We start from the raw sequence: 24,110 nt of genomic DNA on the forward strand, positions 1-24,110 counted from the left end.
AGCCTTTGCGCCCAACAAAAATGGCCGCCCTTTGCAGGGGCGGCCATTTTCTTATGCAGACGACGTTCAGCCAGCGCGGCGACGCGCGCGGAAATACTCGATGATGCCCGGCAGGATCGACAGGATCACGATCGCCACGATCAGCAGGCTCAGGTTCTTCTTGACGATGGGCAGGTTGCCGAAGAAATAACCGGCATACGAAAAGCTGGCCACCCAGACGATGCCGCCGACCACGTTGTACATGAAGAACTTGGGGTAGGTCATCGCGCCCACGCCCGCCACGAACGGCGCGAAGGTGCGCACGATGGGGGCGAAACGGGCAATGATGATGGTCTTGCCGCCATGCTTTTCATAGAACGCGTGGGTCTTGTCCAGATACTCCTTCTTGAAGATGCGCGAATTCGGGTTCTCGAACACCTTCGCCCCCAGCATCTTGCCGATCTGATAATTGGTGCTATCCCCCAGGATCGCCGCGACGATCAGCGTCAGCACCATCAGGTTGATGTCATAGGCGCCGGTGGCGGCAATGGCGCCGGTCACGAACAACAGCGAGTCGCCCGGCAGGATCGGCATCACCACCAGGCCGGTCTCGCAGAAGATGATCAGGAACAGGATCAGGAACAGCCAGGGGCCGTAGGCCACCGCAAGCTCCGACAGATGGCGGTCGATGTGGAGGATGAAATCGACCAGAAAGAGAATGATGTCCATGGTGCTCGCGTGGTTGATAAAAATGGCATTGTATCAACTGCCGGGCCATAACCCCGCACTGCGACATCGAACGCCCCGCGCTGACCCAAACTTACTCGTCTTTACCAGCTGCGCACTGCATGTTGCGCCGCCATGTCCGATACCTCAATCATGCGGGCGCCCGCCCGTCTGACCGGAGATGATCATGATGAAGATCCTAGAAAAATTGCTCGATACCCTGCCGCTGGCCGCAGCCGGCAGCGCCATGGTGGCGCTGGTGTGCGTGTTCTCCGGCAGCCTGCGCGAACTGCTGCAGCGGGCCGATCTCGACCTGCTGGCCGGCGCGGTGGCGTTGCTGCCGCTGGCGGCAGTGCTGATGGCATTTTCGTCGGGATTGGGTGGCCGTCGCGCGCGGCAACGCGATGCCATGCATCGCAGCGCGCGACTGCACGCGACCTACGATACCGATCCGCGCGCCTAGTCGGGCAGGCCGTCGCCGGCCAGGATCATGTCGGCAGCGCTGAGCAGATCGCCGCTCAGCCCTTCGCGCGCCAGCCCGGCCGATTTCTGCTGCAGGCCCTTGAGCAGCACGCCGTGGTGCAGCAGGGCCGGCGCTTCCGACAGGCGGCGCGAACCGGCGCGCAGATCAAGATTGATCACCGGGCCGACCTGCAGCCACAGGCCCTCGATCAGCGTCACCAGGGTGGGCATGCCCGAGCCCTGGTAGGCGGCGAAATGCAGTTCCTTGTTTTGGCGGATGATCACGTCCACGTTGGGCGTCTTGCGATGCATCTCGACGCACAGGCTGTCGTGCAGCGAAGCCACCGTCGCCAGGCCTGCGGCGTCGATGTTGAGCGCGGCATGTTCGACCGCCAGGCCTTCGAGCGCCAGCCGTATCTTCAGCAGCTCACGAAATTTACCCTTGGTCATCAACGGCACCCGCATGGCGCGGTTGGGCAGGATCTCGAGCGCGCCCTCCGCCGCCAATTGCCGCACCGCCTCGCGCACCGGCATGGGACTGGTGCCCAGCGCGTCGGCCAGGCCCTTCAGGGTGAGCTTCTGGCCGGGCCGCACCTGGCCGGCCTGGATCAGTTCGCACAGATCCTGATACACACGCTCGGATAAAGTGGCGTGCTCGATCTTGCGCATGTGAGACAGGTCGGCGAGCAGGGTCTGGTCCATGGACATAGATGAAAATTTTCTCGAATTATATTCGCCGGCGAATGCGGCATCGCCGCTTGACGCCCTAGATTCTATCCAATACATTTGATCACATGTCAAATAAATGACATCCGCGAAACAAAAACTACCATTCGCGCGCACAAGATCGAGACATTCCGGGCACCGCCCACCCCGCACGGCCGCACTTCAGCAACACCCACAAAAACAGCAGTTTCCACGAGACACCGGCGCACGCCGGACAATTAGGAGGATTGCATCATGGAGCATGACAACGGCAAGCCCGATTCATCGCAGCGTCGCACCATCCTGAAGGCCGGCGTGGCCGCCGCCGGAGCATCGGTCCTCGGCTTTCCCGCCATCGTGCGGGCGCAATCGGACAAGATCATCATCGGCCACCTGACCCCGCGCACCGGTTTCCTGGGGCCCATGGGCGAATACGCGGTGATGAGCATCAACCTGGCCGTGGAAGAACAGAACAAGGCCGGTGGGCTGCTGGGGCGTCAACTGACGCTGATCTCGGAAGACTCGGTCAACCCGCCCACCGCCTCCAGCAAGGCGCAGCGCCTGCTGGAGCGCGACGGCGCGGCAGTGCTGATCGGCGAAATCTCGTCGGCCTCGGCGTTGGGCATTGCGCAGGTGGCGCAGCGCAACAAGAAGCTGTTCATGAACACCGGCTGCAACTCGGACGAACTGCGCGGCAAGAGCTGCAACCGCTTCGCCTTCCACATCGAAGCCGCCAACTCGACCTACGTGAAAGCCTGTGGCCGGGTACTGCTGCAGGACGGCCTGATCAAGGGCAAGAAGCTCTACGCACTGACCGCCGACTACGCCTTCGGCCATGATCTGCTGCGCACGGCCAAGGTGTTCGTGTCGGCCAACGGCGGCACCATCGCCAACGACGAACTGGTGCCCACCGACGCCACCGACTTCAGTCCTTACCTGCTGAAGATCCGCCAGGCCAAGCCCGACCTGGTGATTTCGAACCTGGCCGGCAACCAGATCACCAACTTCATCAAGCAGTACTCCGAGTTCGGGTTGCCGTTTCCGATGTCGGGCTTCGGCTTCGATACCGTCGCCGCCTGGGGCGCCGGCGCCGATAACTTCGCCGGCACCTGGCCCACCACCTGGCATCACGACGTCAATTCGCCGTCGGCCAAGGCGTTCGTCGCGGCCTTCATCAAGAAGTACGGCAAGCCGCCGGAAAACCAGGCCTGGGGCGAATACGTCGCCTTCCGTTCGGTGGTGCAGGCGATCACCGAAACCAAGTCGCTCGACACCATGAAGCTGATCGAATATTTCGAGAAGGGCGCCGAGATCGACGTGCTCAAGAGCCGCCGCGGGAGCTACCGCGCCTGGGACCATCAACTGCTGCAGGAGATGTACACCATCTCGCCCAAGGCCAAGGGCAAATCCAAAGACCAGTGGGACTTCCTGCAACTGGGCGCATCGGTGCCGGGCGCCAGCGAATCGCTGGAAGTGCTGGCGCCGACGATGCAAGAGAACGCCTGCAAATTCACCTGAGCAGATTCTTTTTCTCCGTCGTCCTGACGAACCTCAGGCCCCAGCGTCTTTTCACCGGCCATCATGGCGCTGAACGACACTGGATCCCGGCCTGCGCCGGGACGACGGAGCGTTGGAAATAGTTAATCCCCGTCGTCCTGACGAAAGTCAGGACCCAGTGTCTTTTCATCGACCATCATGGCCCTGAACGACGCTGGATTCCGGCCTGCGCCGGGACGACGGAGCGTTGTAAATAGTTAATCTCCGTCGTCCTGACGAAAGTCATGACCCAGCGTCTTTTCACCGGCCATCTTGGCGCTGAACGACGCTGGATCCCGGCCTGCGCCGGGACGACGGAGCGTTGGAAATAGTTAATCCCCGTCGTCCTGACGAAAGTCAGGACCCAGTGTCTTTTCACCGGCCATCATGGCGCTGAACGACACTGGATCCCGGCCTGCGCCGGGACGACGGAGCGTTGGAAATAGTTAATCCCCGTCGTCCTGACGAAAGTCAGGACCCAGCGTCTTTTCATCGACCATCATGGCCCTGAACGACGCTGGATCCCGGCCTGCGCCAGGACGACGGGTAATTTCCATGGTCCTGTGTCGTATCACGCCTGGCGGAGTTTCAATGCAACTTGTCTTCCTGCTGGAACAAATACTCAATGGCCTGCTGGTCGGCGGCTATTACCTGCTGATTGCCCTCGGCCTGTCGCTCATCTTCAGCCTGGGCGGCATCGTCAACCTGGCGCACGGCGCTTTCTATGCCATAGGCGCCTATCTCGCCGTCGAGATCACCAAGCACCTCGGTTTCACCGGGGCGCTGCTGCTGTCGCCGATCCTGGTGGCGCTGCTGGGCATCCTGTTCGAACGGTTCCTGCTGCGCCGCTTCTACTCGGCCGACCCGATCCTGGGCCTGCTGCTGACCTTCGGGCTGGCCATGGTGGCCGAGCAGGTGATCCGTATCGTGTGGGGCGCTTCGCCCCTGCCGGCGTCCATCCCGCCAGCCTTCAAGGGCCAGATCATCCTGGGCGACTTCATGTACTCGAAGTACCGCCTGCTGATGCTGGCCACGGTCATGGTGGCGCTGACCCTGATCTGGATGCTGCTCAACAAGACCTCGTTCGGCCGCGTGGTGCGAGCCGGCGTGCAAAAGCCGGACATGGTGGCAGTGCTGGGTATCAAGCTGCAGCCCTACATGACTGCCATCGTGATGCTGGGCGTGGGCCTGGCGGCGCTGGCCGGGGTGCTGTTTGCACCGATCTCCGGGGTGCATCCGGCGATGGGCGCCGAAATCATGACGGCAGCCTTCGTGGTGGTGGTCATCGGCGGGCTGGGCAGCTTCTGGGGCGTGGTGCTGGCGGCGGTGCTGGTGGGGGTGGTGCGCGGCGTGACCATCCAGTTCTACGCGCCGGCCGGTGAAGCCTCCATGTACCTGCTGATGCTGCTGGTGTTGATCTTCCGTCCGCGCGGCCTGCTGGGCGAGCGCATCGAACGCTTTGAATGAGGCATCGCATGAATCGCAAACATCAACCCCTGTGGATCGCCGCGCTCGGCCTGGCGATCACCCCCTTCGTGCTGCAACTGCTGGGACTGACGCTGACCTCGGCCACCGACGTGGTGATCTATGCCGTCGCCGCCCTCGGCCTGAACCTGCTGGTCGGCTACACCGGCCTGACCTCGTTCGGTCACGGCGCCTGGTTCGGCGTGGGCGCCTATGCCGCAGCGCTGTCGCAGAAATACTGGTTCCCGGGACAGATCGTCCTGCCGCTGCTGTTCACCATCGCCTTCATCGCGGTGGCAGCGCTGATCGTGGGCTTCCTGATCCTGCGCCGGCGCGGCGTGTATTTTTCGCTGTTGACGCTGGCGCTGTCGGCGCTGACCTTCGCCATCGCCTATCGCTGGACCGACTTCACCGGCGGTGAATCGGGCCTGGGCGGCGTGGTGCGCGGCCCGGTCGCCGGCATCGATCTGGACGGCGCCCTGCCCTATCTGGTGTTTGTCAGCGTCATCGCCTGGCTGGTGGTGTTCGTACTGCACCGGGTGATCCGCTCGCCCTTCGGCCACACCATCGTGGCCATCCGCGAGAACGAACAGCGGGCGCGCTTCCAGGGTTACAGCACCATCGTCTACAAGCTGCAGATGTTCTGCATCTCGGCCACCGTCACCGGGCTGGCCGGCGCCTTGCTGGCGTTTCATCATCGCTTCGCCTCGGCCGAGCCGACTTCGGTGGCGTTCTCGGGCGAATTGCTGGCCATGGTGGTGATCGGCGGCATGCGCAGCTTCATGGGACCGGCATTGGGCGCGCTGTTCTACATCCTGTTTCGCGAGTGCCTGTCGATCTGGACCGAGAACTGGCTGCTGTGGTTCGGCCTCGCCTTCGTCGGCTTCATCCTGTTCTCGCCCACCGGCCTGGTCGGCATCTGGCAACAGATCGTGCGCCGCCTGCGCCCGCCGGCAGAAACGGGAGCGGCGATGAGCGCGCGCGAGATCGTCGACGGCCTGCCGCTACCGGCCTTCCTGCAACCGCCGGCCCGGCAGGGTCTGGTGCTGGAGGCACGGGATATCGAAATCCGGTTCGGCGGTATCCAGGCCGTCAAGAACGCGCAGATCGCCCTGCACGCCGGCGAGATCCACGCCCTGATCGGGCCCAACGGCGCCGGCAAGACCACCACCTTCAACTTGATCTCGGGCATGTTCGCGCCGCAAGGCGGCAGCGTGAAACTGAACGGCGAAGATATCGCCGGCCTGCCGCCCAGCCTGATCTGCCAGCGCGGGCTGGCGCGCTCGTTCCAGATCACCAACCTGTTCAAGGGCCTGTCGATCTACGAGAACCTGCGCCTGTCGCTGCAGGCGCGTCATCCGGCACGCTACAACATGTGGCGCGACATCGACAGCTATCCCGAGATCCATGCCGAGACCGCCGAGCTGATGCGCTTCCTGGGCTTGAAGGGCATCGACCAGATCGAAGGCGGCGCGCTGTCGTACGGCGGACAGCGGCTGGTAGACCTGGGCATTGCGCTGGGCTCCAAGCCGCACGTGCTGCTGATGGACGAGCCCCTGGCCGGCCTGGCTGCCGCCGAGCGCGAGCGGGTGTCGCGACTGGTCAAGATCATCGCCACCAATATCCCTGTGCTCATCGTCGAGCACGACATCGATCGGGTGCTGGGCTTTTCGCACCAGGTGACGGTGATGAACCAGGGCAGCGTACTGATGAACGGCACCCCCGACCAGGCGCGCGCCGACAGTCGGGTGCAAGAGATCTACACCGGCCATGGCACGCCACCGGTGACCGGCCGCATCGCCGGCGACGCCAGCGAACGGGCGCAATTGCTGGCGTTCGACCAGGTCAACGCCTTCTACGGCAAGAGCCACATCCTCAACGACGCCTCGCTGGAAGTGCGCCAGGGCGAGATCGTCGCGCTGCTGGGCCGCAACGGCGCGGGTAAATCAACGCTGCTGAAGACCCTCACCGGCCTGCTCAAGCCGGCCTCGGGCACGATCCGCTACAACGGCCAGGACATCGCCGGCCTGGGCGCACCCGACATTGCGCGGCTGGGCATCGGCTACGTGCCGCAGGGACGCGGCCTGTTTGCCGGCATGACAGTGGCCGAGAACCTGGCGCTGGGACGGCTGGCGCGCAAGACCGACGGCAGCGAAGGCACGGTCTGGAGCGAAGAAAAGATCCTGCAGTTGTTCCCTCGCCTCAAGCAACGCCTGCATACCCATGCCGACTTCCTGTCGGGCGGCGAGCAGCAGATGGTGGCGGTGGCGCGGGCGCTGTCGGGCAATGTGCGCCTGCTGTTGCTGGACGAACCCTTCGAAGGCCTGGCGCCGGCCGTGGTGCAGGAACTGTTTTCGGTGTTCGACCAGTTGCGCCGCGAGATCTCCATCGTCATCGTCGAGCACAACCTCGACCTGGTGCTGGCGCTGGCCGACCGCGTATTTGCGCTGGAGCGCGGCGCCGTATTTCATACCGGGCTGGCCGAGCCGCTGCTCACCGACCTGACCTATCGCAAGCAGATTCTCTGGCTTTGATCATCCACTCTCCAACTCCAACAAGGACCCACGCATCATGGATTTAAACCTCAAGGACAAGAAAGTCATCGTTACCGCCGGCGCCCAGGGCATCGGGCTGGCCATCACCGCCGCCTTCGTCGAAGCCGGCGCGCAGGTGCATATCTGCGACGTCAGCGACGATTTTCTCAGTAGCGCCCGGGCCCAGTTCAACCAGGCGCCGGTCAGCTACAGCCACACCGACGTCACCGATGAGAAGCAGGTCGACGCCATGTTCGCCGAGCTGGCCACGCGCTGGGGCGGCAAGCTCGACGTGCTGGTCAATAACGCCGGCATTGCCGGCCCCACGGCCCCGGTCGAAGAGGTCGACCTGCCGGCCTGGGACCAGACCATTGCCGTCAACCTGACCGGCCCGTTCCTGTGCACCCGGCGTGCCGTGCCGTGGCTGAAAGCCAATGGCGGCGGCTCGGTGGTCAATATCTCGTCGGTCGCCGGGCGCCTGGGCTTTGCCTTGCGCACGCCCTACTCGGCCTCCAAGTACGGCATCATCGGCCTGACCGAAAGCTGGGCCATCGAACTGGGCCCGTCCAACATCCGGGTCAATGCGGTGTTGCCGGGCGTGGTGGCCGGCGCCCGCCAGGAACGCGTGATCGCGGCCAAGGCCGAGTCGTATGGCGTCGACCACGAAGAGATGCGCGCACGCGTGCTGTCGAAGGTATCGATGCGGCAGATGGTCACGGCCGAAGACATCGCCAACCAGATCATCTTCATCTGCTCGCCGGCGGGCGCCGCCATCAGCGGACGCAGCCTGTCGGTGTGCGGCAATGTCGAAACCCTGAGTTGAACAGGAGCGTGCCATGAGCGAAAAGATTGCAGTCATCGGCGCCGGCCTGATCGGTCGCGCCTGGGCCATCGTGTTCGCCCGCGCCGGCTTCACGGTATCCATCTGGGACGCCGTGCCGCAGGCGCTGCAGGCTTGCCTGCCGCAACTGCGAGAGAACGTCGCCGATCTCGCCGGTCACGGGCTGATCAGCGAGACGGTCGATACCGTGGTGGCCCGCATTACCCCGGCCGCCAGCCTGGCCGATGCCCTGGCCGGCGCGGTGCTGGTGCAGGAAAATGTGAAGGAAACGGTCGAGGTCAAGCGCGAGATCTTCCAGGAGATGGACCGCCTGGCCGCGCCCGAGACCATCCTCACCAGCTCCACCTCGTGGATCCCGACGTCCGAATTCTCGGAGCACCTGCCCGGGCGCGGGCGCATCCTGGTGGCGCATCCGGTCAACCCGCCCTATCTGGTGCCGCTGGTCGAACTGGCGCCGGCGCCATGGACCTCGGCGGCCACCGTCGAGCGGGCGCGCGACATCTACACCCGGGCCGGCCAGTCGCCGGTGCTGCTGAAAAAGGAAATCACCGGTTTCCTGCTCAATCGCATCCAGGGCGCGGTGCTCAACGAGGCGCTCAACCTGTACGAGAACGGCTACGCCTCGTCGGCCGATCTCGACCTGGTGCTCAAGGACGGCCTCGGCCTGCGCTGGTCATTCATGGGACCGTTCGAGACCATCGACCTCAATGCCCCCGAGGGCGTACTCGACTATGCCAAGCGTTACGGCCACACCTATCGCGACGTCGCCACCACCCAGCTGCCGAACGCCTGGAACAGCGAGACCCTGGCCGCCATCGCACAGGAAAGACGCAGTGTGCTGGAAGCTGGCAAACTGGGCGAACGCGCGCGCTGGCGGGACAACCGCCTGATGGGCCTGGTCGCGCACAAGAAAAAACAAACCGGTTAATCACCGATTCCCCACACTTACACAGGAGCACACCAGCATGGCCAAATCACGCAAAGTCATCATCACCTGCGCCGTCACCGGCGCCATCCATACGCCGTCCATGTCGCCCTATCTGCCGGTGACCCCGGACGAGATCCGCGACGCTGCCCTGGGCGCGGCCGAAGCGGGCGCGGCCATCGTCCACCTGCATGCGCGCGACCCGGTCAATGGCAAGCCGACGCAGGACGTGGCCGAATTCCGCAAGTTCCTGCCCGCCATCAAGGAGAAATCCGACGTGGTCATCAACCTGACCACCGGCGGCGCGCCCACCATGGGCGTGGAAGAACGCCTGCAACCGGCGCTCCAGCTCAAGCCTGAAGTGGCGTCGCTGAACATGGGGTCGATGAACTTCGGCCTGTACGAGATGCTGCAACGCTTCAAGGACTTCAAGCATGACTGGGAAGAGCCCTACCTGGCCGGATCGGACGACCGCATCTTCCGCAACACCTTCCGCGACATCGCCTACATCCTCGAATCGTGCAGCGCCAACCAGACCCGCTTCGAGATCGAGTGCTACGACATCGGCCACCTGTACACGGCGGCCCACTTCATCGACCGCGGACTGATCAAGCCGCCGTTCCTGATCCAGTCGGTGTTCGGGCTGCGCGGCGGCATCGGCAACGATGTCGAAGACGTGATGCACATGAAGCGCACCGCCGACCGCCTGTTCGGCGAAGACTATTACTGGTCGGTGCTGGGCGCCGGTCGCCAGCAGATCCCGATCGCCACCATGTCGGCCGCCATCGGCGGCCACACCCGGGTCGGGCTGGAAGATTCGCTCTGGGATGGTCCGGGCCAGCTGGCCAAGAGCAATGCCGACCAGGTGCGCCGCATTCGCACCGTGATCGAGGCCTTGTCGCTCGAAGTGGCCACGCCCGACGACGCCCGCCAGATGCTGAAATTGAAGGGCGGCGCCAACGTGGCATTCTGAACCAGTCAGGCGCGTGGGGGAGGCAACAGCCGGGGCGCGTCTCCGGCTGTTGTCTTTCCGGGCCAGGCAAAAAATTATCCGCACGACAACACCACCGCGCAGGGCGATCCAAGCCTGGCCGATACGCTACAATCTCCCCCATTCCAAAGCCCCGAAAATCGTGCAGGCCGCATCGTTTCAAGCGCCCGCAGCGGGGAGTTTTCAAGCAGCAACAAAGAACATTTCGATGAAACAATATCAAGACCTGATCCAGGACGTCCTCGACAACGGCAGCTGGCAAGAGAACCGCACCGGCATTCGCACCTTGAGCGTGCCGGGCGCGATGATGCGCTTCGACCTGCAAAAGGGTTTCCCGGCGGTCACCACCAAGCGCCTGGCGTTCAAGTCGGTCATCGGCGAACTGGTCGGTTTCATGCGCGCCACCCGCAGCGCGGCCACCTTCCGCGAACTCGGCTGCAAGGTCTGGGACCAGAATGCCAACGAGAACGCCGACTGGCTGGCCAACCCGTTCCGCGACGGCACGGACGACCTGGGACCGGTGTACGGCGTGCAATGGCGTCAATGGCCAGCCTACAAGGTGATCGACGCCACCAAAACAGAACAAATCGCCGCCGCCCAGGCCAAGGGATTCGAGATCGTCTCGTCGATCACCGATGACGGCCAGGACAAGGTCTTGCTGTACAAGGCCATCGACCAGTTGCGCGAATGCCTGGACACCATCGTCAATAACCCCGGCAGCCGCCGCATCCTGTTTCATGGCTGGAACTGCGCGGTGCTGGATGAAGTGGCCTTGCCGGCGTGTCACCTGCTGTACCAGTTCCTGCCGAACCAGGCGACCGGCGAGATTTCACTCTGCCTGTACGTTCGCAGCAACGATATCGGACTGGGCACCCCCTTCAACCTCGCCGAAGGCGCGGCGCTGCTGCACCTGGTGGCGCGCCTGACGGGCTACAAGCCGCGCTGGTTCACTTACTTCATCGGCGACGCCCACATCTACGAGAACCATATCGAGATGGTGACCGAGCAATTGAAGCGCAAGCCCTTCCCCGCGCCGCGCTTCGTCATCTCCGACCGGGTGCCCGACTTCGCGGTGACCGGCCAGTACCAGCCCGAATGGCTGGAACAGGTGGAGCCGGGCGACTTCAGCCTGGAAGGCTACGAACATCATGCGCCATTGACGGCACCGATGGCGGTCTGACGACAGCCGTCACAGCTCGTTGCGAATCCGCTGGTACCCTTTGACCAGCGAGTTATTGGTGCGCGCCACATCTTCGGAAAACTCCGACGCCTGCACCGTGACCTTGGCAATGCTGCCCAGGTCGGTGCGGGGCCCGATGCGTTCGGTGGACGGCACATAGAACCCTGGTGGCAGGTCGCAGCCATCCACCACCGCGTTGTGCCGCACCACGCATTTCTCGCCGATGCGGCAATTGAACAGGACCGAGTTGAAGCCGATAAAAACGCCGCTTCCGACTTCGCAAGGTCCGTGCACGATCGCCCGGTGCGCAATCGAAGTGTTTTCCCCGATGCTCACCCGCCCACCCGACTTCGAGTGAATCACGACGCCATCCTGGATGTTCGAATGGGCACCGATGATGATCGGCTCCATCTCGCCGTTTTCATCCACCTCGTCGGCACGTATCACGGCATACGGCCCGATGAACACATTTTCCTTCACCACCACCAGGCCACACACGATGGCAGTCGGGTCGACGAACGCACTGGGATCGATGCTAGGGATATCGCCACGCGGATTTTTTCGGATCATTACTGAAACCATTGAACGATGATGGAAACAGGATGATGAGCCGGTTTCGATCTATTTGCAACTAAGTTGCAAATACTTTATATTGCACCGCTACTGCAACTTAACCGGTTTGAAGGCCAGTCCAACCATGAACGCGAATCTGCCCGACGTGGCGCGCGACGACAACGCATCGGCGCGCATCGCGCTTGATTGGGTCGGGATGCAAGACATCGATATTCCGATTGATATCGGTAGCCCCAATGCGGCCCGGCCAGTGTCGGCCAAGGCCGACTTGCAGGTCGACCTGCCGCAGGTCGAGACCAAGGGTATCCACATGTCGCGGCTGTATCGCTTACTGAATGATTTTGCGCAGTCGCACCAAGTCACGCCCTCATCGCTGTCACGCCTGTTGAGCGACATGGTGACGAGCCATGCGGACTGCGGCGCGACCAGATCGCAGGTATCGCTCAGGTTTGCGCTGTTGCTGCGGGCGCCGGCACTGGTCACGCCCGGATTGCATGGCTGGAAGAGTTACCCGGTCAGCATCGATGGCGCGCTGGCCGATGGCGTAGTCAGCCTGACGCTCGGAGTCGGCATCATCTATTCGTCGACCTGCCCCTGCTCGGCAGCCCTGGCGCGGCAGATCGTGGCCAATGAATTCGTTAGTCAGTTCGGCCATCAGCACAGCGTGCCGACATCGGCGGTCATCGACTGGCTGAGCAAGCATGCGACGACCGCCACGCCCCATAGCCAGCGCAGCCTGGCGCAGGTGTCGGTCAGGATATCTGCCCAGGCCGATGCGTTCGGGATCGAAGCGCTGATCACAGCAGTCGAAGCCGCGTTGTCGACCGCGGTGCAGGCTGCCGTCAAGCGGGCCGATGAACAAGCCTTTGCCGCGCTCAACGGCAAGAACCCAATGTACGTCGAAGACGCCGCGCGCAAAATTGCAGCCGGTCTCAACCGGGATTACCCGCAGATGTCGGTGCGGGTGGTGCACATGGAAAGCCTGCATCCGCACGACGCCATCGCGTCTGTCTCGACCTTGAACGCGGCCTGAGCGGGAGCATCATCGTGAATGAACTGATTCCCGTCACCTTGCTGACCGGCTTCCTGGGCAGCGGCAAGACGACCATTCTCAACCAGCTGGTCGGGCATGACTGCATGCGCCGCAGCCTGGTCATCATCAACGAATTCGGCGACATCGCGCTGGACCACCTGCTGGTCTCGCACAGCGAGGAAGAGCTGGTCATCGAGATGGATAGTGGCTGTGTCTGCTGCACGGTTCGCCAGGACCTGGCGAGCACGATGAAGGAGGTGCTGTGGCGTTTTTCGCGCGACGGCGAGCGGCAATTCGACCGGGTCGTGATCGAGACTACCGGCCTGGCCGATCCGACGCCGATCCTGCATACGCTGATCACCAGCCGCACGCTGGCGAACCATTACAAGCTGGATGGCATCGTCACGGTGGTCGATGCGGCCGCGGGCAACATCACGCTGGATAACCATCAGGAAGCCATCAAACAGGCCGCATTCGCCGACAAGCTGTTAGTGACGAAGGCAGACCTGGCCTCGACCGATGAACTCGACACATTGTCGGCCAGGCTGAAACGCCTCAATCCGTCTGCGCGCCAGGTGCAGGTGGCCAGCGGCGCTATCGATCCGTCGGAGATCCTGGGACTGGGCCTGTTCGATGCCGCCAGCAAGTCACCCGATGCAAACCGCTGGCTCAGCCAGGAGGCCTACACCGTCGTTGCGGCAACCCGGCCTGGCGGCAGCAACCCGCTGGCGGCCATGGGTCGACCTGTCCCCGGTCCGACCAGGCACGACGACCGGATTCGTTCATTCTGTTATGTCGTGGAAGCGCCGATGGCGCCCGACACCTTCGACATCTGGCTCAGTTCGATCATGGAGCTGATGGGACAGAAAATGCTGCGGGTAAAAGGCATCGTCAATGTGAAGGGGGCCAGCGCGCCCTACGTCATTCATGGCGTGCAGCATATTTTCCATCCGCCGTTCATGCTCGATCAATGGCCCTCCGATGATCACCGCACTCGCATCGTCTTCATCACGCAAGACGTCGGGCCGAAGATCATCGACGACGTATTCCAGCAGGCCGATTTGATGAATGGAGCGACCGCAGTCGCGCCTCCGGTTCACCGCACGGCGCCCTGAAGCCGGTCCTGCGTGTGCCCGGTCTCCTTGATGCGAATAAAAACCGTCATGAAGAAAGAAACCACCAGAAGGCCGGACAAGACCAGCAGTCCCAATGTCGCGCTATGCCCGCTGCCCTTGATGTAACCGATCAGCGACGGACCGACGAAGCCACCAAGATTGCCCAGCGAATTGATGACCGCAATCGACACCGCTGCGGTCTCGCGTGAAAGGAACAGTGTCGGCAGCGCCCAGAATGGCGACTTGAATGCATACAATCCCGCCAGGCTCAGGCTGATCAGCAGCGTCGAGAGATAAGGATCCGAGACGGCGGCAATGGTACCCATCGCAGCGGCGGCCAGGGCCAGCGGCAGCGCCGAGTGCAGACGCCGCTCAACACGCTTGTCGGAGCTGCGCGACCACATCACCATGACGATGGTGGCAAACAGATAGGGAATCATCGCGATCAGGCCGACCTGGGTATGGGTCAGCGAAGACGAAAATCCCTTGATGATCTGTGGCATCCAGTACCCCACCCCGAGGCTGCCGCACTGATACACGAAATAGATGAACGACAGATACAGGACCTTCGGGTTGGTCATGGTCTTGAACGTACTCAGGTGCCGGGCCTCCGGCTTGGCCTTGCGGTCGTTTTCGAGCTCGTTGAGGATCCAGGCCTTTTCGTCGTCCGTGAGCCATTTTGCATCTTGCGGGCGATCAATCAGATAGAAGTAGCAGAACAGGCCGCCAATGACTGCGGGCACGCCCTCCAGCACCAGCATCCAGCGCCATCCGCTCCAGCCGAACCAGTGGATGTTGTCCATGATCCAGGTCGACAGCGGCGCGCCGATAATGTACGACACCGGGATCGCCGCCGTAAACAGCGCCACCGTGGTCGCCAGTTCCTTTTGCCGGAACCAGTAGGTCAGATAGACGATGATGCCGGGGAAGAAACCGGCTTCCGCCACCCCCAGCAAGAACCTCAACACGTAGAGCTGGGTTGCGCTCTGCACGAAGCCGCAGCCGACCGAGACGATGCCCCAGGTCAGCAGGATGCGTGCAATCCAGCGCCGCGCGCCAAACTTGTTGAGCATGACGTTGCTCGGCACCTCGAACAGGAAATAGCCGATGAAGAAGATGCCGGAGATGAAGCCGAACGCTTCGGCCGACAGTGCCAGTTCCTTGTTCATCTGCAGGGCCGCATAGCCGATATTGGCGCGGTCCAGGTAAGAGATGATGTACAGGATGAACACGAAGGGAATGATCCTGGAAGTGATCTTGCGCACCAGGGCGCGTTCGTTGATGGTCTGATTTGTTTGCATGGCGCTACTGCCGGCACCGGGCCGGCATCCTGAAAGGAATCGAAACGGAGGCGGGTATCCGGCTTAGGAAAACAGCATGCAGACCGGGCTGCCGGTCGTCACGGAAAAACCGGTTGGCAGAAGCGTGCCGTCAGCGTGGACGATGAAGGCCACGATGCTGTCGCTGTCCTCATTGAGCGCATACAGGAAACGGTTATCCGGCGTGATCGTGAAGAAACGCGGGGTCTTGCCCTGCGTTTGCACCACCGCCGTGGCTTTCAGCAAGCCGGTCTTCTGGTCGATGACATAGGACGCAATGCTGTCGTAGCCGCGATTGGACGCGAACAGGAAATGCCCCGTCCGATCAATGTCGATTTCCGACGCGCGACTGTTGCCGGTAAAGGTCTCGGGCAAGGTGCTGACGATCTGTAGCGGCGCCAGGCTGCCGTTGTCGGCCGCGTAGGCATAAGTGGTGACGGTGGAGTCCAGCTCATTGACGATGTAGGCCATCGGCAGACGCGGGTGAAAGACGATATGGCGTGGCCCGGAGGTCTCTCGTGCTACCGCAAAGGGCACTTGTGCCGGCGTCAACCTGCCATCGGCGAAGTGGAACGAGAACGTGCGATCCAGCCCCTTGTCGGGCACCACGACAAAATTGCCGCTCGGATCGAACGGGTTGAAGTGCGGCTTCGACAGCTTCTGCTCTACGCGATGCGGACCGATCGGCCCTTCCAGGGTCACCAGCTGGGTCATCTCCTGCAGCGAGCCGTCAGCGGCAAGCGGCAACACGGCCAGGCTGGAGCCCAGATGATTCGACACCACCACATACCTGCCCGTCGGATCGATGGCAAGGTGCACCGGATTCTTGCCATGGGTGCTCTTGCGGTTGATGAACGTCAGCTTTCCGCTGGCGGGGTCGACCCTGAAGGCGCTGATGTCCGACAGGTCGCCGTGCACGGTGTACAGGGTCTTGCCATCCTTGCTCATGGCGAGAAACGAGGGGTTCACCAGATCCCTGACCAATTGCACCAATTCGAGATTGCCGCTGGCGACATCGACCTTGAAGACGCTGATCCCATCGCCACGCGCGTTGCGTTCCCGCGTCGTGCGGCAGCCAACGTAAGCAAACATTGCATTTCCTCTCGTAATGGTGGGCGCCGCAGCACCCTGACTTGTTATTTCGGCGGCGCAGCCGGCCAGTCCCAGCGTGGCCAGCCCGCCTGCGACGCCAAGCGCCTGCAGTAGCCGCCGGCGCTGCGCGGCGGGGCTTTCCGAGGCATATCCAGGGGTGTATTTTTCGCAACTCATCGCGCTGTCTCCATCGGTTGATCACTTGTTCTTTTCTTTATATTGCATTTTTTGATAAAAATATGCAAGAATGATTTATGCGAAATTCATCCACGTTCGAGCCAGGCGTTCTCACCCATGCCGGCGACACTTATCTTCTGGTAGACCTTCCGACCCAGGCTGGAGGCCGCCTGCGCGAGTTGCCGGTGGTGCTGCGGATCCTGCTCGAAAACATCATTCGCCATGAAGCAGGCGAAGAGCGTCAGGCGTCGGTGGCGGCGATTCTCGAATGGCTGGACAAAGGCACGAGTGAGGCCGAGATTGCATTCCAGCCGGGCCGGGTGTTGATGCACGACACCACCAGCACGCCAGCCCTGGTGGACATCGCGGCCATGCGCGATGCCTTGGCCGAAGCCGGATGGGACCCGACCACGCTGAACCCTGGCTTGCCGGTCGATATTTCGGTGGATCACTCGCTGGCGGTCGAATTCTTTGCCGAAAAGGAAGCACTCGAACGCAACCTGAAACTGGAAATCCGACGCAATAGCGAGCGCTACAGCTTTTTGCGCTGGGCCTCGAAGGTCATGCGCGGGGTGCGCATTCACCCGCCCGGTACCGGCATCATGCATACGATCAACCTGGAGCAACTGGCCACCGTTGTCACCACCGAGAGGCGCGAGGGCAAGACCTGGGTGGTGCCCGATACGCTCATCGGCACCGACAGTCATACGCCGATGATCAACGGCATCGGGGTGCTGGGCTGGGGCGTAGGCGGACTCGAAGCGCAAACGGTGATGTTTGGCATGCCGACCATGATGCGTATTCCCGACGTCATCGGGGTCAGGCTCAGCGGACGATTGAAGCCCGGCGTGCAGGCCACCGACCTCGCCCTGACCATCACGCAGCGCTTGCGCGCCATCGGCGTATCGGGCGAGTACGTGGAGTTCTATGGCCCAGGCATCGCGGCACTGTCGGCGGGCGAACGTTCGGTGGTGGCAAACATGGCGCCAGAATACGGTGCGAGTTCAGGCTACTTCCCGATCGATGAAGCCACCCTCGCCTACCTGCGCGATACCGGTCGTCCCCAGCGCCTGCTTGAGCTGACGGAGCAGTACGCCCGGCGCAATGCGCTCTGGTACGAGCCGGACAACGCGCCTCGCTATACCAGGACGATCGATGTCGATCTCGACCAGATCGAGATGTTCGTCGCCGGTCCCCGGCGGCCGCAAGACCTGCTCCCGTTCGGTCAACTGAGTGCGACGGTGGCGGCGCTCGGCTTTACCCCCAGGCACGCAGGCGCTGCCTTGCCCAGGCACCCTATCGCGATCGCCGCCATCACCAGTTGCACCAATACGTCCGACCCGGCATTGCTGGTGGCGGCCGGGCTTGTTGCGCGCAAGGCGCGTGCACTTGGCCTGAAAGTGCCGCACTGGGTCAAGACCTCGCTCGGTCCTGGCTCGCCGGCAGCTGCCGCCTACCTGGAACGTGCCGGGCTGATCGACGATCTTTGCGCCGTCGGCTTTGATATCGTCGGGTATGGTTGCACCACCTGCATCGGCAACTCCGGCCCCCTGACGGCGCCGGTTCAACAAGGCCTGAGTGACGGCGATATCTATCCCGTCGCAGCGCTCTCTGGCAACCGCAATTTCCCGGGGCGGGTACATCCTGACCTGGATCTCGGCTTTCTCATGTCGCCCGCACTGGTGGTCGCCATGGCACTGGCCGGGGATGCCATGATCGACCTGGCGACGATGCCGGTGCAGCACACGTCCGGCAAGCAGCCTGTCTTCCTGGCCGACCTGTGGCCGGACCGGGAAGAAATCGCCGCTGCCGTAAAGGCTGGCGTGCGCGCGGAAGACTTTCCAAAAGCCTTCGCCATTGCGACCGAAAATCCGTTGTGGCACGCATTGCAGGTGCCGCAGACGCCCTTGTTTCCCTGGTCGCCCACCTCAACCGCGCTGCGACGCCCCCCCTTTGCATCGCTCGACGAAGGGTCCCAGCTGGGGAGCTTCAGCGCCTACCCGCTGCTGGTATTGGGTGATGACATCACCACCGACCATATCTCGCCGGCCAGCGCGATTCCCGCAAACAGCTTCGTGGCTGACTTTCTGGTCGAGCGTGGCGATGACCGCAACGACCTGAACGTCTTCGCATCACGCCGGGGCAACTGGGAAGTCATGGTCCGCGCGGCGTTCTACAACAAGACCCTGCGTAACCTGCTGGCGCCCGCGGCCCCTGTCGGGCAGACCTTGCATATCCCCAGCGGCGACGTGGCGCCGATCCATGAGGTGGCCGAACGCTATCGAAAGGCCGGAGAATCGGTCGTCCTGGTGGCCGGCGAACGGTATGGCACCGGATCTTCACGGGACTGGGCCGCAAAGGGACAGCGCCTGCTCGGCATCCGTGCCGTGCTTGCCATGAGCTTCGAACGCATCCACCGCTCCAACCTGATCGGCATGGGAATCCTGCCGCTGCGCCTGCCGGACGGCATGTCCCCGGCAGCGCTTGATATCCGGCCCGGCGACCGGATCGAAGTCGATGCTGATGCAGCCACGCTGCAGCCGCGCTGCGACATCCCTGTTCGCCTCGTCAGGTGCGATGGAAAAGTCGAGAGTTTCATCGCACGCGCTGCCGTAGAGACGCAACTCGAGACGACTCTCCTGCAGCGTGGCGGCGTGATTCCCTTCATCCTGAGAAATTCGATTGAATTGCAACGTCGGTCATAATAGGAAGACGGGGCCGTGTGTGAGCCCTAACAGCCATGATGACTATGGACGCAGAATCCTCTATTTCGAAGCAGATCGTGGAACTGGTGAAGAACCAGTCCTGGGATGTGGGCACCCATTTGCCCGCTCAAATGCTGGCTGATCGCTTGCGGGTATCCCGCCAGCCGGTCAATACAGCGCTCGCGCTGCTGCACGAGAATGGCTTGCTGACGCGGGAACGCAACAAGGGTTACTTTGTTGCCGATGGATTTTCCGAAAAGGCCTCGGATATCGTCCAGGCGCTTGGCCTGGGCGAAGGCGACATCGTCACGTCGGTGTATTTCCGCATCGCCGACGACTTGCTCAAGGGTGAGCTGCCGCAGGAATTCTCGGAGCAACTGATCAAGCTGAAATACGGTCTCACCGCAGCCCAACTCAATGCCGTGCTGAGCCGCATCGCCAAGGAAGGTTGGGCCGAACGAAAACCGGGGTATGGCTGGATATTCTCGAGCATGTTGCTCACGCCCGACAGCCTGATACAGTCGTACCGCCTGCGCCTGGCGCTGGAGCCTGCAGCCCTGCTGGAGCCGGGTTTCAGGTTCGATCACGAGATACTGGTGCGTTGCCGCGCGACGGAACTGCACCTGTTGAATGGCGGCATCGAAACCGCTACCGCCGATGAACTGCATGACCGCGGCGTGCGTTTTCATGAAAGCCTGGTCGAGGCTTCGGGAAATGCATTCTTCATCGACACCATCAAGCGCGTCAACCGCGTGCGGCGCCTGTTGTCATATCGATCGATGCGCCGCCGCGACCGCTACCCTGAACATTGCCGGCAACACCTTCACATCCTGGATCTGCTCGAACAGGAACGTAATGATGAAGCGTCGGCCCTGATGAAGGAACATCTGCAATACACCATGTCTTCCATCGCCAAGATCGGAGACATTCTCCAACCCTGAGCCGCATCATCATTCGCCATGAACCTGAACTCAACGATCCGTTCCGCCTTCACGCCCACCGGCAAAGTCCGTGCCTCCATCAATCTGGGCAATCCCATTCTTGCCAGCAAGGATGCCGATGGCGCCCCCTGTGGCGTATCGGTAGATCTTGCGCGCGCCTTCGCCGAGACGCTGGGCGCGGCGCTCGAACTGGTGGTGTTCGACGCTGCAGGAAAATCGGTGGAAGCGGTCGTGGCCGAACAGGCCGACTTCGGATTCTTCGCCATCGATCCGGTCCGGGGCGAGCAGATCGCCTTCACCGATGCGTACGTCCTGATTGAAGGGTACTACCTGGTCAAGGACCAATCTCCACTGAAGACCAACGCTGAAGTCGATGCCGCGGCGAACCGCGTGGTCGTCGGAAAAGGCAGCGCCTATGACCTCTACCTGACGCGCACGCTGCAGCACGCGACGATCCTGCGCGCGCCGACCTCGCCCACCGTGGTCAGCTACTTTCTCGATGAAGGCGCTGAAGTCGCGGCCGGCGTGAAGCAGCAACTCGAACATGACGCCGCGCTCAGGGGCGGCCTGCGGTTGCTGGACGAACGCTTCATGGTGATCAGGCAGGCCATGGGCACGCCCAAGAGCCGGGGTGATGAGGCCGCGGCCTATCTGACAGGCTTTGTCGAAACGATGAAGGCCAATGGCTTTGTCGCAGATGCGCTGAAGCGCCATCACATCAACGGCGCCTCGGTAGCCCCCGCCACTTCGCGCTAGAACCCGAAAAAAGCGCCATGCCAGTTGACGGTATGGACGACATGCTCGACCACCGGTTCGGCCGTGGCGTAGAGGTTGATCAGCAATGTCATGGGGACGGCCAGCAGCAGTGAACGCATGTCTTTCTCCTTGAAGGGGACGCATCGGGATCAATGCGCCTCTGATGAGAAGCCATGATGCCGACCTCGCCCTTCAGGGATATTTCAGTCGCGCGTGCTCAGGTTACAGTTGAAATGATGGGCTGGCCGCGCCATCAGGGTGCCGGCGTCGCAGGATTGACAGAATTGTCCTGCCAGCCGCCACCCAGTGCCTTGTAGAGCGACACGGTCGCCTGCAGCCGTTGCAGCTTGATCTGGCCCAGCTGGTTCTGCGCCTCCGACAGCGCGCGCTGCGTGTCGAGCACCACCATCAGGTCTTCCGCTCCGGCCCGATACCGGATTTCGGACAACTCGAACGCAAAGCGGGCCTGGTCGACTTCGCCGGTCTTGAGGCGATAACGCTCTTCCAGGCTGCGAATCGCACCCAGCGCCTTTTCGACTTCCGACAATGAATTGATCACCCGCTGGCGATAGACCTGCACCAGTTCTTCCTTCTGGGCGATGGCGTAGTCGCGCTGGTTCTGCAACCGTCCGCCATCGAAGATCGGCGCAATCAGGCCGGCGCCGATGCTGGCGAACAGGTTGGGACCATCGAACAGCGACAGCAACGCGCTGCTCTGGGCGCCGGTCGACCCGGTCAGCGTGATACTGGGGAACAGCGCCGCCCGCGCCATGGCAACGTTGGCGCTGGCCGCTTCCAGGTTGGCCTCGGCACGGCGGATGTCGGGCCGACGCGTCAATAGCTCGGACGGCAGGCCGGCCGAGATGCGCGGCATCTGGATGCGCTGCAAACCCTTCTCTTGCACCGCGAAATTCTGCGGCGGACGGCCCAGGAGGATCGCCAGCGCAGTCTGCGCATCCTGCTCTTGCTGTTGCAGGTCGGGAATCAGGGCACGCAGGTTGGCCAGGGCCGAGCGCTGGCGTGCCAGGTCCAGCGGTGACGCCGAACCGGCGCGGCTTTGCGCCTCGATCAGCTTGAGCACGCGCTCGGCGGTGCTGACGTTCTGACGCGCGATCTCCAGCCGGTCGCGCAGCGACAGCACTTGCAGATAGGTCGACACCACGCCCGAGGTGACCGTCAGCGCGACCGTTTCGCGATCGTAGCGATTGGCGCGCAATGAGGCTTCGGCCGCATCGCGACCGGCGCGGTTCTTGCCCCAGAAGTCGATCTCGTAACTGACATCGAGGGTGGCGCCGGCGGTATTGCTGGCGGTGCCGCCGGAGATCGGCAGGTCGCGCGCGGCATTGATATTCAATCCGGCGCTGGGCAACAGTGGCGCGCCGGCCAGACGGGCCTGGGCTTCGGCCTGGCGTACCCGCGAAAACGCGGCGGCAATCTCGAAGTTGTTTTGTTGGCTCTCGTCGACCAGAGCCGACAGCTCGCTGCTGCCGAACTGCTTCCACCAGTCCGAATCGGGCCATAACTGCTCGGCCTGGGCCGGGCCAGCGCCGGCAGCGCCAATGGTGTTGCGGCTCCAGTTGTCGGGCACCTCGATCTGCGGCGCTGCATCCTTCTCGACCTGGCGCGCAGCACAGCCTCCCAGCGCAACAGCGAGCGCCAGGACGATGGTCTTCAAAGCAAGTGATGGCGCGTGAGCCAAGCGGCGCTGGGTCATAGGTCTGGTCTGATCAAAAACAATAACAGGTCGCGCCCATCCCCCGGGCGCCCCGGGCATTGTATAGGACGTCGAGCGGGCTAGCGCGACGCGGTCGACGGCGCGCCGGCCGCGGTGGAGGCGCCGGCATTGGCGGGCAGCAACACCTGCTCGCCTTCTTTCAGGCCGGACAATACCTGGGCGTGTTCGCCGTCGCGAATGCCGATCTTGATGCGCCGGGTTTCCAGCTTGCCGTTGGCCAGCACCACCTTGATCGGCTGGGTGCCATCCATGCCCGGCTTGGTCACCAGCGACTGGGGAATCGTCAAAGCCTGCTCGACCCGCGCCAGCACGAAATAGACATCGGCGCTCATGCCACTCATCAGCTCACGGCTGGGATTGGCCACATCGAACAGCACCGTATAGAAGGCTTTCTTGCCCTGCCGGCCCGAATCGTCGGTCGGCAACAGCATGATCTGGCGCAGCTTGCCGCTCCAGCGCTTGCCGGGAAAGCCCGGCGTGGTGAAATAGGCGGTCATGCCTTTTTGCAGGCGGGTCACGTCTTCTTCGGCCACCGGCACCTGCACGGTCATGCGCGACAGGTCGGCAATGCGCATCAGCACTTCCTGGTTGCCGCCGACCATCTGGCCTGCGCGTGCGTTGAGGGTCACGACGGTGCCGCCCATGGGAGCGTCAATGCGGGTCTGCTTCTGGATCGCCTCGTCTTCGCGGATGCCGGCTTCGGTCTGCTGGATCTGCGCATTGGTGGCGTCGACCTTGGCCGCCGCCGCATACATGTTCATGCGCGAGGACTCGTAGGATTCTTCGCGGGTGGCGTTCTCGGCCTTCAACTGGGTCTGGCGCTGGAACTGCAACTGGGCAAAATCGAGCTGGGCATTTTGCCCTGCCAGTTCGGCCTTGAGCCGTGCCAGCTGCGCCCGATTGCTTTCGATGCGGCCGTTCTGCACCGCCGGCGACACCGTGACCAGGGCCTTGCCGGCCTTGACCGTTTCACCGATGGCGACATCGACATCGGCAATCTGGCCGGCCACCTTGGAGCCGACATCGACATAGGTCTGCACCACCACGTTGCCGGTCGCATTGACGACCTGCTCCAGGTCGGCCCGGCCCACGGCCACCGTCTCCAGCTTGACCGCCACTGGCGCCGGCGCCGGGGGCGGCGTGCGCTGGCGCCACAGCAACGCGCCACCGGCCACCAGCAACGCCACGACCATGCAGCCGGCCACCAGCGCCCGGCGCGCAGGCGCAGTGGTCGCAACGGTCGGTGTCGATGGTGGTTCGTGCTGCTCGCTCATGGTCGCCTGCCTGTCTTGCATCTAGTGTTGCATCAAACGATGACGGC

General features: G+C 62.8%; 21 protein-coding genes. 13 read left to right on the forward strand and 8 right to left on the reverse strand.

Features of this window, described 5'->3' with window-relative positions; all coding sequences use genetic code 11:
- Window positions 1-66 precede the first annotated feature (66 nt).
- Complete coding sequence (locus LBW87_RS11355; RefSeq protein ID WP_225201576.1) at window positions 67-708, reverse strand: DedA family protein; 642 nt, start codon at window positions 706-708, stop codon at window positions 67-69.
- Window positions 709-892: 184 nt separating this feature from the next.
- Between LBW87_RS11355 and LBW87_RS11360 the strand changes: the two genes are divergently transcribed.
- Complete coding sequence (locus LBW87_RS11360) at window positions 893-1,168, forward strand: hypothetical protein (protein WP_225201577.1); 276 nt, start codon at window positions 893-895, stop codon at window positions 1,166-1,168.
- On the opposite strand, the gene LBW87_RS11365 is transcribed toward LBW87_RS11360, so the two are convergent.
- Window positions 1,165-1,869: a GntR family transcriptional regulator gene (locus tag LBW87_RS11365; RefSeq protein ID WP_225201578.1), complete on the reverse strand. Its 705-nt coding sequence runs from the start codon at window positions 1,867-1,869 to the stop codon at window positions 1,165-1,167. The two genes, LBW87_RS11360 and LBW87_RS11365, sit on opposite strands and share 4 nt — an antisense overlap.
- A gap of 258 nt (window positions 1,870-2,127) precedes the next feature.
- On the opposite strand from LBW87_RS11365, the gene LBW87_RS11370 reads away from it, so the two are divergent.
- From LBW87_RS11370 to LBW87_RS11400, 7 genes are all read left to right on the forward strand, one after another.
- Window positions 2,128-3,390: an ABC transporter substrate-binding protein gene (locus LBW87_RS11370; RefSeq protein ID WP_225201579.1), complete on the forward strand. Its 1,263-nt coding sequence runs from the start codon at window positions 2,128-2,130 to the stop codon at window positions 3,388-3,390.
- A gap of 609 nt (window positions 3,391-3,999) precedes the next feature.
- Window positions 4,000-4,875, forward strand: a complete 876-nt coding sequence (locus LBW87_RS11375; protein ID WP_225201580.1) for a branched-chain amino acid ABC transporter permease — start codon at window positions 4,000-4,002, stop codon at window positions 4,873-4,875.
- 8 nt (window positions 4,876-4,883) lie between these two features.
- The gene (locus LBW87_RS11380; protein ID WP_225201581.1) at window positions 4,884-7,406 is read left to right on the forward strand and encodes a branched-chain amino acid ABC transporter ATP-binding protein/permease; all 2,523 of its coding nucleotides are present in this window, start codon (window positions 4,884-4,886) and stop codon (window positions 7,404-7,406) included.
- A 37-nt stretch (window positions 7,407-7,443) separates the two neighbouring features.
- The gene (locus LBW87_RS11385; protein WP_225201582.1) at window positions 7,444-8,229 is read left to right on the forward strand and encodes an SDR family oxidoreductase; all 786 of its coding nucleotides are present in this window, start codon (window positions 7,444-7,446) and stop codon (window positions 8,227-8,229) included.
- A gap of 13 nt (window positions 8,230-8,242) precedes the next feature.
- Window positions 8,243-9,175 (forward strand): 3-hydroxyacyl-CoA dehydrogenase, encoded by a 933-nt coding sequence (locus LBW87_RS11390; RefSeq protein ID WP_225201583.1) that lies wholly within the window; start codon window positions 8,243-8,245, stop codon window positions 9,173-9,175.
- Between the two features lie 37 nt (window positions 9,176-9,212).
- Window positions 9,213-10,145, forward strand: coding sequence for a 3-keto-5-aminohexanoate cleavage protein (locus LBW87_RS11395; RefSeq protein ID WP_225201584.1), 933 nt, complete (start codon window positions 9,213-9,215; stop codon window positions 10,143-10,145).
- Window positions 10,146-10,371: 226 nt separating this feature from the next.
- Window positions 10,372-11,343 carry a thymidylate synthase gene (locus LBW87_RS11400; RefSeq protein WP_225201585.1) on the forward strand — a complete coding sequence of 324 codons (972 nt, stop codon included), beginning with the start codon at window positions 10,372-10,374 and terminating at the stop codon, window positions 11,341-11,343.
- 9 nt (window positions 11,344-11,352) lie between these two features.
- On the opposite strand, the gene LBW87_RS11405 is transcribed toward LBW87_RS11400, so the two are convergent.
- A complete protein-coding gene (locus LBW87_RS11405) occupies window positions 11,353-11,913 on the reverse strand; it encodes a carbonate dehydratase (protein ID WP_225201586.1) in 561 nt (186 codons plus the stop codon).
- A gap of 127 nt (window positions 11,914-12,040) precedes the next feature.
- Between LBW87_RS11405 and folE2 the strand changes: the two genes are divergently transcribed.
- The gene (gene folE2, locus LBW87_RS11410; protein WP_225201587.1) at window positions 12,041-12,949 is read left to right on the forward strand and encodes a GTP cyclohydrolase FolE2; all 909 of its coding nucleotides are present in this window, start codon (window positions 12,041-12,043) and stop codon (window positions 12,947-12,949) included.
- A gap of 14 nt (window positions 12,950-12,963) precedes the next feature.
- Window positions 12,964-14,064, forward strand: coding sequence for a CobW family GTP-binding protein (locus tag LBW87_RS11415; RefSeq protein WP_225201588.1), 1,101 nt, complete (start codon window positions 12,964-12,966; stop codon window positions 14,062-14,064).
- On the opposite strand, the gene LBW87_RS11420 is transcribed toward LBW87_RS11415, so the two are convergent.
- On the reverse strand, window positions 14,046-15,365 hold the full coding sequence (locus LBW87_RS11420) for an MFS transporter (protein ID WP_225201589.1): 1,320 nt from the start codon (window positions 15,363-15,365) through the stop codon (window positions 14,046-14,048). The two genes, LBW87_RS11415 and LBW87_RS11420, sit on opposite strands and share 19 nt — an antisense overlap.
- Window positions 15,366-15,428: 63 nt before the next feature.
- Window positions 15,429-16,475 carry a lactonase family protein gene (locus LBW87_RS11425; RefSeq protein WP_225201590.1) on the reverse strand — a complete coding sequence of 349 codons (1,047 nt, stop codon included), beginning with the start codon at window positions 16,473-16,475 and terminating at the stop codon, window positions 15,429-15,431.
- A gap of 254 nt (window positions 16,476-16,729) precedes the next feature.
- Between LBW87_RS11425 and acnA the strand changes: the two genes are divergently transcribed.
- The 3 genes from acnA to LBW87_RS11440 are packed head-to-tail and all read left to right on the forward strand — an operon-like array spanning window position 16,730 to window position 21,054.
- On the forward strand, window positions 16,730-19,357 hold the full coding sequence (gene acnA, locus LBW87_RS11430; protein WP_225201591.1) for an aconitate hydratase AcnA: 2,628 nt from the start codon (window positions 16,730-16,732) through the stop codon (window positions 19,355-19,357).
- Between the two features lie 35 nt (window positions 19,358-19,392).
- Window positions 19,393-20,298 carry a GntR family transcriptional regulator gene (locus LBW87_RS11435; protein ID WP_225201592.1) on the forward strand — a complete coding sequence of 302 codons (906 nt, stop codon included), beginning with the start codon at window positions 19,393-19,395 and terminating at the stop codon, window positions 20,296-20,298.
- A gap of 18 nt (window positions 20,299-20,316) precedes the next feature.
- Window positions 20,317-21,054 carry an ABC transporter substrate-binding protein gene (locus LBW87_RS11440; RefSeq protein WP_225201593.1) on the forward strand — a complete coding sequence of 246 codons (738 nt, stop codon included), beginning with the start codon at window positions 20,317-20,319 and terminating at the stop codon, window positions 21,052-21,054.
- On the opposite strand, the gene LBW87_RS23900 is transcribed toward LBW87_RS11440, so the two are convergent.
- The 3 genes from LBW87_RS23900 to LBW87_RS11450 form a co-directional block, all read right to left on the reverse strand.
- A complete protein-coding gene (locus tag LBW87_RS23900; RefSeq protein WP_265112925.1) occupies window positions 21,051-21,173 on the reverse strand; it encodes a hypothetical protein in 123 nt (40 codons plus the stop codon). The two genes, LBW87_RS11440 and LBW87_RS23900, sit on opposite strands and share 4 nt — an antisense overlap.
- Window positions 21,174-21,307: 134 nt before the next feature.
- Window positions 21,308-22,768, reverse strand: a complete 1,461-nt coding sequence (locus LBW87_RS11445) for an efflux transporter outer membrane subunit (RefSeq protein WP_225201594.1) — start codon at window positions 22,766-22,768, stop codon at window positions 21,308-21,310.
- 80 nt (window positions 22,769-22,848) lie between these two features.
- Window positions 22,849-24,063 (reverse strand): efflux RND transporter periplasmic adaptor subunit, encoded by a 1,215-nt coding sequence (locus LBW87_RS11450; RefSeq protein ID WP_225201595.1) that lies wholly within the window; start codon window positions 24,061-24,063, stop codon window positions 22,849-22,851.
- Window positions 24,064-24,110: the final 47 nt, after the last annotated feature.

This window comes from Herbaspirillum sp. alder98, assembly GCF_020179755.1.
Classification (GTDB): domain Bacteria; phylum Pseudomonadota; class Gammaproteobacteria; order Burkholderiales; family Burkholderiaceae_D; genus Herbaspirillum.